This window comes from Halomonas sp. Cn5-12 (assembly GCF_021532545.1).
GTDB lineage: Bacteria > Pseudomonadota > Gammaproteobacteria > Pseudomonadales > Halomonadaceae > Vreelandella > Vreelandella aquamarina.
In genome coordinates this window covers 118,074-130,449 of record NZ_JAKGAY010000001.1, presented here as the reverse complement: position 1 = coordinate 130,449, position 12,376 = coordinate 118,074, and the positions used below count along the sequence as shown (strand labels likewise).

Here is a 12,376-nt window from a genome sequence, read left to right as displayed (position 1 = left end):
GCTGCCCCCGATGGGGCAGTTAGTTCACCAGCGAAGCGCGCTCTTGGCTAAGGCGCGTCATGGCGACGTATAGCTCGTCAAGCAGTGCCTCTACATGGCGTAGGCCACTGGTGCGCAGGCGCGTTTCTAGGGTTTCCACCAACAGGGCTAGTTCTGGTGCGCCGCAGTAGCGGCTGGCTCCGTTTAGTCCATGCACCCAGTCCAGTAGCGCCGTTAGATCGCTTGCCTGAAAGGCGTCGCGTATCTGCTGCTCGCTCTCCGGCAGGCTGTCAATGAGCCGTACCAGTTGCTGCTTGGCTAAGGTCTCCCTGCCTCCTGCCAAGCGTGCACCTAGCATCAAATCGACCGCTGGCAGCGAGCTAGGGGGAGCGGTGGGAACCTGTGACTGACGAGTGGAAGCTGCTTCAGTAGGGGCTGCTTTTCGTGGTGCAATTCCTAAAAAGCGCTGCAACAGTTGTTGTAGCTGGGCATCGTCGATGGGTTTGATCAGCACATCATCCAGCCCTTCGGCCAGCCACTGCTGCCGTTCAGTGCTCAGTACATGGGCCGTCACGGCAATAATAGGGCAGCGCGCCCAGCTATTATTGATACGCCGCAGCGCTTGTGTGGCCTGTATGCCGTCCATCCCCGGCATGCGGATATCCATCAATACCATATCGGCAATTTGGTGGCGCGCAAACTCCAGTGCTTCTTGGCCGCTTTCTGCTAGCACAATGTGTAGCGTATCGCTCTCCAGCATCGCTTTTAACAGTTCACGGTTTGACGAGTTATCGTCGACAATCAAAATTGTTAGGCGAGGGGCAAGCGGCGGTTTGCTGACTGCTTCACTGGCAAGGGGGAGTGGTTGCAGTTGCAGCAACTGACGCAGGGTGGTCACAAGCTGCGTCCGAGTAAACGGTTTGCACAGCATTTCGCCGCCGTAGGGAAATTCCCACGTGGGTAGGTCAAAGCTAGTAGTATTCGCCAGAATAATGACCGGGCAGGGAGTTTGCGCAATCACGGACTGCCAGTACGCTTTGCGATCACCTTCAAAGTCACTCTGCGCCAGACATAGCATCAGCAGCGATTCATTGCCGGCATTAATAAACGAGACTGGGCGCGCGCCCCAGCGTACTAGTAAATGCTCTAGCACATGGCGAGTGGGTGGGTGCGTTTCGTGAAGGCGAATAGTGGGGTTATCTAGCGTCAGCTCCGGCGGGCGCTCAGCCGCCTGGTGTGCCAGAAGAGGCAGGGTAAATGAGAAAGTCGACCCCTTACCCAGTTCGCTTTCTACCGTAATCTCCCCACCCATCCGCTGAATAAGCTGGCGGCAAATGGTCAGCCCTAAACCGCTGCCGCCGAACTGGCGAGAGTGACTCGGTTCGGCTTGTGAGAACGCGCTAAAGAGCTGCTGCTGGTGCTCATCGCTTAAACCAATGCCGGTATCGCTCACGCTAATATGCAGTATGACATGCTGACCCTCTTGGCTATCCAGCATAACGCGAATGATGATCTCGCCTTCGTTGGTAAATTTTAGTGCGTTGCCTAGCAGATTGTTCAACACTTGATGAATGCGTAACGGGTCGCCGCATAAGGGAGTCGGCACATCGTCATATACCATGGCGACCAAGTGCAGCTGCTTGCGCTGTGCTTCAGGGGCGTGCAAGCCAATAATTTCGTCAACCAGGGCAACAATATCGACATCGACCTCTTCCAGAGTCAGCCGGTCGGCTTCCAGTTTGGAGAAGTCCAAGACATCATTCACCAGCATCAGTAGGTTATCGCAGGCGCGGCGAACGTGCTCCAGCCACTCTTCTTGCCGGGTGTCGAGGGATGAACGGCCCAGCAAGCGGCAAAAACCAATAATGCCGTTGAGCGGTGTGCGGATCTCGTGGCTCATATTGGCCAGAAATTCGGATTTAACAGCATTGGCGCGCAGCGCGCTGCGGTGAGCAAGGTCTAGCTTGATATTCTGCTCTTCGATGGTTTCCATCGACTCCTGCAGCTCACTGGTGGCCTGCTCAATCTGGCTCTGCATATCCCGCTGGGCCTGCTGGAAATGTTCGGCTAAACGGTTGATATGATCGGCCAGCTGCTTTAGCTCGGTGGGCTTGGCCGATGATATTAGCAAGCTGTAGTCGCCACGCGACAGGCGATAAAGTGCCTGGTTAGCCTCTTCGATTGGACGGGTAGCATAGCGGCTAATGGCAAATGCGATTAAAAATAGCAGTAACCCCAGCAACATACCGCCAAGGCTCAGGCTTGCAATAAGCTTATAGCGCTCAAGCGTTAGGGTGCGGGTATCCATCTCAGCCTCTAACCACCCGTTCGTCATGCGCAGGGTGTCGCTGCTGCCCAGCGGCACCCGCAGCCGCCAGGCGTCCTCTTCCATGGTGATGGCCGTTGCCATTGGCGCATCCAGTCTAGGCGGTGGCATAGAGCTACCTAGCACCAGCAGACGGTTGCCCTGTTCATCAAACAGCGTCACGGCTCGCAGCCCGCGATGCTCCAACAGCTGCCTAGCGAGCTTTTCAAGGCGCTGTAAATCCCCGTCGGCCATGGCATCGCCTAAGCTGGGAGCCATCAACTCACCAGCGCTGATTAAGCGCTCTTTAAGCTCGTCGCGTCCTCCCAGGTCGCTCTGGATAACAAGCAATATTGCCATAACGGCGTAGACCAACAGTGGGAAACCAAGCAGAGCAAACAGCAGGCGCGTGTTTAATGACATGAAAGAAGCTCGTTGAATCTAGTAGGTTGCCTGTCCAGTCACAGGCAGCACCGATATAATGCAGCATAACGGTTACGATAAGGAATGTTCGATGAATTATCCCACGCTTGAAGATGTGGTCGGCAATACGCCCTTGGTTCGCTTGAAGCGAATTACCGCTGGGAAGAACAATACGCTGCTTGCCAAACTCGAAGGCAATAACCCCGCGGGCTCGGTGAAAGATCGTCCCGCGCTCTCTATGCTGAGTGAAGCGGAAGCTCGTGGGGAAATTTCCCCAGGGGATACGTTAATTGAGGCGACTTCCGGCAATACCGGCATTGCGCTTGCTATGGCGGCGGCTCTAAAAGGGTACAACATGACCCTGATTATGCCGGAAAATGCTTCCGCCGAGCGCAAGCAGGCCATGGCGGCCTACGGCGCTAAGCTGATTACGGCCAGTAAAGAAGGCGGTATGGAAGAGGCTCGTGACATCGCAGATGCCATGATTGCCCGGGGTGAAGGCAAGCCGCTCAACCAGTTTGCCAATCCGGATAACCCGCTGGCCCACTACCGCACCACCGGCCCGGAAATATGGCGGCAAACGGGTGGCGAAGTCACCCACTTTGTCAGCTCCATGGGTACCACCGGTACCATTATGGGCGTATCGCGCTATCTTAAAGAGCAGAACGACGCCATTCAGATCGTAGGCCTGCAGCCCGCTGACGGGGCGAGTATCCCCGGTATTCGCCGTTGGCCCAAAGAGTATCTGCCGGCGATTTTCGAAGCGCCGCGTGTAGATGTCACCCTGGATATCGGCCAGCAAGAAGCGGAAACGCATATGCGCCGCCTGGCCCGAGAAGAGGGCATTCTGGCAGGCGTTTCATCTGGCGGAAGCCTGGCGGGTGCGCTGCGCATTGCTGAACAAACCGAAAATGCGGTCATCGTGTTTATTGTCTGTGACCGTGGTGACCGCTACCTCTCCACGGGCTTATTTGCCCCGGAGGTATAGATGGCTATGTTGGGTAAGCGGCGGCCGCCGCGTCCCGCCTCCGGCCACTCCGGGCTGGCGCGCCAGCCAAGCGGCAACGGCAAGGCGGCCAAGAGTGCGGCTACCACTAGCGACTTCTCGGCGCCGCTGGTGATTGAACGGTTAGCCCACGATGGCCGTGGCGTTAGCCATAACCCGGCGGGTAAAACCGTGTTTGTCGACCAAGCGCTACCGGGCGAACAGGTTGAGGTGGCGGTGCACATCACCCGCAAGCGCTTTGATGAAGCGCATGTGAAAGCGCTGATGACTACCTCGCCCCAGCGGGTGACGCCGCCTTGCAGCCACTTCGGACACTGCGGCGGGTGTGATTTGCAGCATCTGGCGGTGGATGCCCAGCGCGCCCACAAGCGTGAAGTCGTTAGCGAATTAATGGCGCGCCAAGGCATACCGCTTGGCGAGGTGGCGGCGATTTCTGGGCACCAGGAAGGTTACCGCCGTCGGGCGCGTCTAGGGGTGAAGGTCGATAGTCAGGGTACCGTTCGGTTGGGGTTTCGGGCTGCAAATAGTCACCGACTAGTGGATATTGACCACTGCCATGTATTGGTACCTGCCCTTCAAGCACTGATAGCCCCACTAAAGCAACTGCTTACTGAACTGGATGCACCCCGCGCGGTAGGGCATATTGAACTGCTGGCGACGCCCCAGGCTACGGTGGTGCTGGTCAGGCAGTTAAAAGAGCAGCCGCAGGATTGGCAGCGCTGGCAAGGGTTTGCTGACCAGCACCAAGTGAGATTAGGCGCATGGTTAGGGCGTGAGTCACCGTCCTTGCACTGGCATGGTGCAGAGCCTGCGCTGGAAGAGCGCTTTTCGCTGAGTGCGCTTGGTATGTCATCCGCCCAAGAAAGCGCTGAGTCTGAGTTGGTGCTGCAGTTTGCCCCCGGTGATTTTTTACAGGTAAATGCCGAGGTCAATCAAAAGATGGTGTCTCAGGTGGTAGCATGGTTAACGCCAGCACCTGGGATGCAGCTACTCGACCTGTTTGCCGGGATGGGGAACTTCAGCCTTCCTCTGGCCGCTGCAGGCGCCAGCGTGCACGCGGTAGAAGGTAACACCGCCATGGTAGAGCGCCTTGGCACTAACGCAGCGCTGAACCAGCTCAATGTGAGCGTTCAACAGGCAGATCTAAACGATGCAATAGCGGTAAAAACACTGCTTCGCGAGCGTTCGGTGGATGCGTTGGTATTAGATCCCCCACGCAGCGGGGCGGAAGCTATCTGCCAAGCGGTTGGCCGCCACCGGATACCCAAGGTGGCCTATGTTTCCTGCGACCCGGCCACGCTAGCCCGGGATGCGGCACACCTTGTGCATGCGGGATATCGTGTTAAGCAAGTCGCAGTAGCGGATATGTTTCTGCACACTGCCCACATGGAAACGTTAATGCTGTTTGAATACGCGGGCTAGTTTGCCCTTTGCAGCGAGCATTGGTGGCGGCGGTGTGGAGGCCGTCACCCAGAAAGGATGAGTGAACGTCATGGTGAAAGTGCGTGAAGACCAACCGCTGACAGAAAGCGGAAAGGTGGACATACAACAATGGTTAACGCGCCTTCAAGAAGATGTGCGCCTACGTGAACCCGAGCGTTTGCAGGAAGCCTGCGAGCTTGCCGAGCAGTTAGATCGGGAAGCGCCTCGAACCCATCGCGTGTGGCTGTCGCCCGGCTCCAGCTTCCGCATGGGGCTTGAGATGGCGGACATCCTCGCCGACCTGAAGCTCGACCAGCCAGCGCTAGAGGCGGCCGTGCTTTACCGCGCCGTGCGGGAAGGGCTGCTGAGCCTGGAGGCGGTGACCAAACGCTTTGGGGATGAAGTCGCCAAGCTCATCGATGGCGTTCTGCAAATGGCCGCCATTAGCTACCCGTTGGCACCCAACCATGGCATGAGCCAGCACAACCAGCAGGAAAATCTGCGCAAAATGCTGGTGAATATGGTGGGCGACGTGCGCGTCGCCCTGATCAAAATTGCCGAGCGCACCTGCGCGCTGCGCCAAGTCAAAGACGCTCCCCGTGAGAAATGCTTACAGGTCGCCAGGGAAGTAGCGGATATCTACGCACCGCTGGCCCACCGCCTGGGCATTGGCCAAATTAAATGGGAGCTAGAAGACCTCTCGTTTCGCTACCTGCACGAGGATGAGTACAAGGCCATCGCCAAGCTATTGGCGGAGAAGCGCCTTGATCGCGACCGCTATATTCACGACGTCGTCGAAACCCTCAAAAGCCTGATGGAAGCGCAACACATTCACCGCTACGACGTGAGCGGCAGGGCCAAGCATATCTACTCCATCTGGCGCAAAATGAAGCGCAAGCGGATCGATTTCTCCCAGGTACACGACGTGCGCGCCGTGCGTATTCTGGTGCCGGAAGTCACCGACTGCTACACCGTACTGGGGATTGTCCACTCCCGCTGGCACCACGTTCCCAACGAGTTTGACGACTACATTGCCAACCCCAAGAAAAACGGCTACCAGTCGCTGCATACGGCGGTACTCGGGCCGGAAAACAAGGTGCTGGAGATTCAGATCCGCACTTTTGCCATGCACGACGAGGCAGAGCTTGGGGTGTGTGCCCACTGGCGCTATAAAGGCCACGATACCAACGCCAAGAGCCGCAGCTACGAAGAGAAAATCGCCTGGCTGCGCCAAGTATTGGAGTGGCAGGACGAAGTGGGCGGCTTTGGCGACCTGCGCGAAGGCCTCTCCAGCGATGTCGCCCCAGACCGCATCTACGTTTTTACCCCCGATGGGCACGTCATCGACCTGCCGCGTATCGCCACGCCGATCGATTTTGCTTACCGGGTGCATACCGAAATTGGCCACCTTTGCAGGGGAGCCAAGGTTAACGGCCGTATCGTACCGCTGACCTACAAGCTCAAAACCGGCCAGCAGATCGAGATTCTCACTGCCACCAAAGGCGGCCCCAGCCGCGACTGGCTCAACCCCAGCTTAGGCTACGTGCGCACCTCCCGGGCGCGGGCAAAAATTCAGGCGTGGTTTAAGCATCAGGCCCGCGACCAGAACCTGGACGAAGGGCGCACGCTGTTTGAGCGTGAAATGCGCCGCCTGGATGTGGAAGGGCTGGACCTTGCTAAGCTCGCCAAAGCCGTCAACTACCAAAACGCCGACGATATGTACGCGGCGCTGGGGGCGGGCGACCTGCGAATTGGTCAAGTGCTGCACCAGGCCCAGCAACTGTTTGGTGAAACCGACGACCAAGAGCAGCTCGATCGCCTGCTAGCCAAACCCCGCCGCCAGCCCAGCAAGGCGACCCAAAGCGACATCACCGTGCTGGGCGTGGGCAACCTGAAAACCAGCATGGCCAACTGCTGCCGCCCGGTACCCGGCGAGCCGATTGTCGGCTTTATTACCCAAGGGCGCGGCGTGACCGTTCATCGCCAGGACTGTCCCAACATTCTCCAATTGCGCATGGAAGAGCCCCAGCGCATTATCGAGGTGGAGTGGGGCGAGCGGGCCCACACCCGTTACCCGGTGACCATCGAGATTCAAGCCTGGGACCGCTCCGGCCTGCTGCGCGATGTGACTGGTCTCTTGGGTAATGAAAGGGTCAATGTGCTAGCGGTCAACACGCTTACGGATACCGACGAGGGCATCGCCCGACTGAGGATTACCCTGGAAGTCGATGGCCTTGAATCCCTGGGCAGGCTGTTCTCGCGCATCCAGCAGCTACCCAACGTGACCGAAGTGCGCCGCCTGCGTAATGCCGACCCCGAAAAAAGTGCCCGCAAAGGAGGGGCCTGATGCGCCACACCCTGGATGATTTGCTCACCCTAATGGCCGTATTGCGCGACCGGGAGCAGGGCTGCCCGTGGGATATCCAGCAGGATTGGGACAGCATCGTGCCCCACACCCTGGAAGAGGCTTACGAAGTGGCCGACGCCATCGAGCGTCGCGCCTTCGATGAACTGCCCGGCGAGCTCGGCGACCTGCTTTTTCAAGTGGTCTATTACGCCCAATTTGGCGCAGAAGAGCAGCGCTTCGATTTTCACGATATCGTCGATACGCTGACCGCCAAGATGCTGCGCCGTCATCCCCATGTGTTCCCAGACGGAACGCTGGCGTCCCGTCGCCCGACCGGCGTGAGTGCCGATGAAGTAAAGACCCAGCAGGTGAATAGCCGCTGGGAAGCGCTCAAAGCCGACGAACGCGCCAAGCGTGCTACGCAACCTCCTTCGGTGCTGGACGATGTGCCCCGAACGCTGCCTGCGTTAAGCCGCGCCGCCAAGCTCTCGAAGCGGGCCGCCCGCGTAGGCTTTGATTGGTCGAATGCCGAGGGCGTACTGGCCAAAATTCGCGAGGAACTGGAGGAGGTCGAAGAGGCGCTGGCGGCGGGGGATCGTCAGCACGCCCAGGAGGAGGTCGGCGACCTGCTGTTTGCCGTCACCAATTTAGCCCGCACCCTCGGGGCCGACCCCGAACAGTGCCTGCGTAACACCAATACAAAATTTGAGCGCCGCTTTCGCTATGTGGAACGCGCGCTTGCCGAGGCAGAGCGCCCGCTAAGCGAGGCCTCGCTGGACGAAATGGAAGGCCACTGGCAAGCCGCTAAAGCCCAAGAACAACGCTAATTTCAAAATCATCAACGCGACCCCGCAAGGAGGCCACGCCCATGAGTCATGATTTACACGAATCCCTGCGCGACAACGTGCGTATCCTAGGCGATAGCCTGGGAAGAACCATTGCCGACGATTTAGGCCAGTCGTTTGTCGATAAAATCGAAACCATTCGTGCCCATGCCAAGCGGGGTCGCCAGGGCGACTCACTGCAGCAGCGCCAGTTGATAGAGTACCTGCGCCAGCTTCCCGAGCGCGACCTCTTACCCGTTACCCGCGCCTTTAACCAGTTTTTGAACCTGGCTAACATTGCCGAGCAGCACTATCGGGCGCGGTTTCGCCGGGTCGAGGACTACAAACCCGGCTCGCAGCCAGCGCTAGGAGAGTTGTTAGCACGTGCTCAGCAGGTCGGTAACTCGCCCCGTAAACTGGTGGAAACTCTAGCCAATATGCGCGTCGAGCTGGTATTGACCGCCCACCCCACCGAAGTTATCCGCCGCACGCTGATTCAGAAGTACGACGCCATTGATGAGTGCTTGACCGCGATTGAGAGTTCGGAAGATTACCCCGAACGCGGCGCCCGCGCCCAAGGCCGCTTGGAAGAGCTGATTAGTCAGGCGTGGCATACCGACGAGATTCGTCACGAACGCCCAACGCCGGTGGATGAGGCGAAGTGGGGCTTTGCGGTGATCGAGAACTCGCTGTGGCAGGCGGTGCCGGATTTCCACCGCGACCTGGATAACCTGCTGCTGGACACTGCGGGCGAGCGCCTGCCGCTGGATGCCGCGCCGATTCGCTACGCCTCCTGGATGGGTGGCGACCGCGACGGCAACCCGAATGTCACCGCCAAAGTCACCCAGGAAGTGCTGCTGCTAGGCCGCTGGATGGCAGCGGATCTCTATCTGCGCGATTTAGAACAGCTCAAAACCGAGCTCTCCATGTGGAAAGCCAACAGCGCCCTAAAAGCCGAAGTGGGCGATGTGGCGGAACCCTACCGGGAGCTGCTCAAACGGTTACTAACCAAAATGGAAGCCACCCGCGACTGGGCAAAAGCGCAGCTGGATGGCCGCAACTACGATGGCGGGCCGATTATTGAAACCCGCGACCAAATTTACGCGCCGCTGCTGGCCTGCTACCGCTCGCTGTGCGACGTGGGGCTGGATACCATTGCCAACGGTGCGCTGCTGGATACCCTGCGCCGCGTGGCCGTGTTCGGCGTCACGCTGACCAAGCTCGACCTTCGCCAGGAAGCCAGCCGCCACGCCCAAGTAATGGAAGAACTCACCAGCTCCCTGGGGCTAGGCCATTACCAGGAGTGGAGCGAAACCCAGCGTCAGGAGTTTTTGCTGGCGGAGCTTGAGTCTCGCCGCCCGCTGATTCCCCGCCGCTGGGAGTGTTCGGCAGAGTCCCGGGAAGTCATCGATACCTTCAAGGTGATCGCCCAGGAGCACGCGGAAGCGCTGGGTACTTACATTATCTCCATGGCCGCCGAGCCCTCTGATGTGCTCACCGTGGCACTGTTGATGAAGGAAGTGGGTGGGCAAGTAACGCTGCCCATCGCGCCGCTGTTCGAGACCCTCAACGACCTGGACCACGCGGGGGATGTGGTTGATCAGCTGCTGGCGCTGCCGGGCTACCGCGCCCTGACGAAAGACCGCCAAGAAGTGATGATCGGCTACTCCGACTCCGCCAAAGATGCCGGTCAGCTCGCCGCCGCTTGGGCACAGTACCGCGCCCAGGAAGCGCTGGTGAACGTGTGTGAGAAACATGGTGTGGACCTAACGCTGTTCCACGGCCGTGGCGGCACCGTTGGCCGTGGGGGCGGTCCGGCCCACGCGGCGATTCTCTCCCAGCCGCCTGGCTCGGTGAACGGCAGCCTGCGCGTGACCGAGCAGGGCGAGATGATTCGCTTCAAGTTCGGCCAGCCGGATATCGCCCTGCGCTCCATGGAAATTTATGCCTGTGCAGTGCTGGAAGCCACGCTATTGCCACCGCCCGCGCCGGAACCCCATTGGCGTGAGGAGATGGACCAGTTGGCTAAGGTGGCCCACGGCGCTTATGTAGGCGTGGTACGGGAAGACCCCGACTTCGTGCCGTACTTCCGTGCGGTGACGCCGGAGGGCGCGCTGGGTAGGCTGCCGCTTGGCTCGCGGCCCACCAAGCGCCGTCAGGATGGTGGCGTAGAAACCCTGCGGGCGATCCCCTGGATTTTCGCCTGGACACAAATCCGCCTGATGCTGCCCGCTTGGCTTGGCAGCGGCGAAGCCTTCTCCCTCCGCCTGGAACAGCCCGGCGGCCGTGAAGTGCTGCAAGAAATGCGCACCCAGTGGCCCTTCTTTGGCACCTACCTGGATATGTTAGAGATGCTGCTAGCCAAAGCAGACGTGGCGATTGCCGCCTACTACGAGCACCGCTTGGTGGACGAGCCGTCGCTAAAAGCGCTGGGCAAAAAACTCCGTGAGCGCTTCGAGCGTCTGGAAGACGTGGTGTTAGATATCCTGCAGCAGGAGAAACTGCTGGAGAACACGCCACTGATTCGTCAGGCGATTGACGTGCGCAACCCCTACATCGACCCGCTGCATGGCCTGCAAGCCGAGCTTTTGCAGCGTAACCGGGATGCTGATGGGGCGATTAGCCCGGATCTCTCCCGCGCGTTAATGGTCACCATGGCGGGTATTGCGGCTGGCCTGCGTAACACCGGCTAAGCTGAAGACAGCCCACCAGCGCCGCTACCGATGGGTGGCGGCGCTTTTCTTTATGTCCAGTGTTGGAGGCAGAAACATGACCACAGACGCTCAGGCCGTGCTGGCATTCTGGTTTCAGGAGTTGTCGCCAGCCCAGTGGTTTAAGAAAGATGCCCAAATCGACCAACAGATTATCGATCGCTTTGGGCGCTACCCGCATCGCAATGCGGTCTTGGGCAGAGCCTCGACTCCGGAAGAGGTCGAGTTCCTCAAGCAGCCCGGCTCCTCTTTTTAACGTTTATTTAGGCTATATGGCGATTTATGTCGTTACGAAAATCTACCCGTATCAATAAATACATCAGCGAAAGCGGCCTCTGCTCCCGCCGGGAGGCGGACCGCTTTGTCGAGCAGGGCAATGTGTGGATCAACGGCCGCCGGGCAACCACTGGTGACCAAGTGGTCGCGGGGGATCGGGTAAAGGTCAACGGCCAGGAGATTGAGCCACAGGAAGAGGAAGATTTAGTACTGATCGCGCTCAACAAACCGGTGGGGATTGTCAGCACCACGGAGTCGGCAGAAAAAGACAATATCGTTGAGTTTGTGAAGCACGGCACGCGTATTTTCCCCATTGGCCGCTTAGATAAAGACTCCCAGGGGCTGATCTTTCTCACCAACAACGGCGACTTGGTCAACAAAATCCTGCGCGCCAACAACAACCACGAAAAAGAGTACGTGGTGACGGTCGATAAACCGATCACCAACGAGTTTATTGCCGGTATGCAGGGCGGCGTGCCGATCCTTGGGCAGATGACCAAAAAGTGTCAGGTGGTTAAAGAGTCCACCTTTGTGTTCAATATCACGCTAGTGCAGGGGCTCAACCGCCAAATTCGCCGTATGTGCGAATACTTTGGCTATGAAGTCACCCAGCTAGTGCGTACGCGCATCATGAACGTGTCGCTGAAAGGGCTGGCGCTGGGGGATTGGCGTGACCTGACTCCCAAAGAGATCGAGACCATTGTTGCCCTCACCGAAACCTCAGATGTAGCGCCTGAGAAGAAAACATCTGAGAAGAAAACACCGGAGAAGAAAAAAATCGCCCGACCCAACTACAGCGGCGGTAGAAGTAGCGCGCAGGATAAAAAGACGGCAGCAAAACGGGCCTCTTCAGGTGCCGGCGCGGGTAACAAAGCCCGCAAGGATCCCAAGGCAAAAGGGGCCGCTGCTGGTAAGTCAGGCGGCAAAGGAGCAGTGTCAGCGGGAAGACCGGCCACTAAAGGAAAGGGGAGGCCCGGGAGCCACTCTAGCGGCAAACCGGGCGCGCGTAAGGGCGCGATAAAGGGCGGACGCCCCAGCGGGGGTAAAGCTGCCTCCGGTAAGCCGCCTTCCCGGCGCAAGTAG

7 protein-coding genes and 1 pseudogene are annotated in these 12,376 nt (G+C 58.8%); 7 read left to right on the top strand and 1 reads right to left on the bottom strand.

All coding sequences use genetic code 11. The annotated features are described in order from the left end of the window. Window positions 1–19: 19 nt before the first annotated feature. On the bottom strand, window positions 20–2,707 hold the full coding sequence (locus L1249_RS00600; protein ID WP_074210494.1) for an ATP-binding protein: 2,688 nt from the start codon (window positions 2,705–2,707) through the stop codon (window positions 20–22). 91 nt (window positions 2,708–2,798) lie between these two features. Between L1249_RS00600 and cysM the strand changes: the two genes are divergently transcribed. From cysM to rluF, 7 genes and pseudogenes are all read left to right on the top strand, one after another. Then, complete coding sequence (gene cysM / locus L1249_RS00595) at window positions 2,799–3,695, top strand: cysteine synthase CysM (RefSeq protein ID WP_172514570.1); 897 nt, start codon at window positions 2,799–2,801, stop codon at window positions 3,693–3,695. Beyond that, window positions 3,696–5,135 (top strand): 23S rRNA (uracil(1939)-C(5))-methyltransferase RlmD, encoded by a 1,440-nt coding sequence (rlmD, locus tag L1249_RS00590; protein ID WP_235252974.1) that lies wholly within the window; start codon window positions 3,696–3,698, stop codon window positions 5,133–5,135. It begins immediately after the preceding gene. A 70-nt stretch (window positions 5,136–5,205) separates the two neighbouring features. Then, window positions 5,206–7,482 (top strand): GTP diphosphokinase, encoded by a 2,277-nt coding sequence (gene relA / locus L1249_RS00585; protein WP_235252973.1) that lies wholly within the window; start codon window positions 5,206–5,208, stop codon window positions 7,480–7,482. Further along, the gene (mazG, locus tag L1249_RS00580) at window positions 7,482–8,309 is read left to right on the top strand and encodes a nucleoside triphosphate pyrophosphohydrolase (RefSeq protein ID WP_172514567.1); all 828 of its coding nucleotides are present in this window, start codon (window positions 7,482–7,484) and stop codon (window positions 8,307–8,309) included. Before relA ends, mazG begins: the two co-directional genes overlap by 1 nt. Window positions 8,310–8,350: 41 nt before the next feature. Beyond that, on the top strand, window positions 8,351–10,999 hold the full coding sequence (ppc, locus tag L1249_RS00575) for a phosphoenolpyruvate carboxylase (protein WP_235252972.1): 2,649 nt from the start codon (window positions 8,351–8,353) through the stop codon (window positions 10,997–10,999). Between the two features lie 169 nt (window positions 11,000–11,168). Beyond that, window positions 11,169–11,273, top strand: a pseudogene (locus L1249_RS17640) (DUF924 family protein); the annotation flags it as partial. A 26-nt stretch (window positions 11,274–11,299) separates the two neighbouring features. After that, a complete protein-coding gene (rluF, locus tag L1249_RS00565) occupies window positions 11,300–12,376 on the top strand; it encodes a 23S rRNA pseudouridine(2604) synthase RluF (RefSeq protein WP_062361114.1) in 1,077 nt (358 codons plus the stop codon).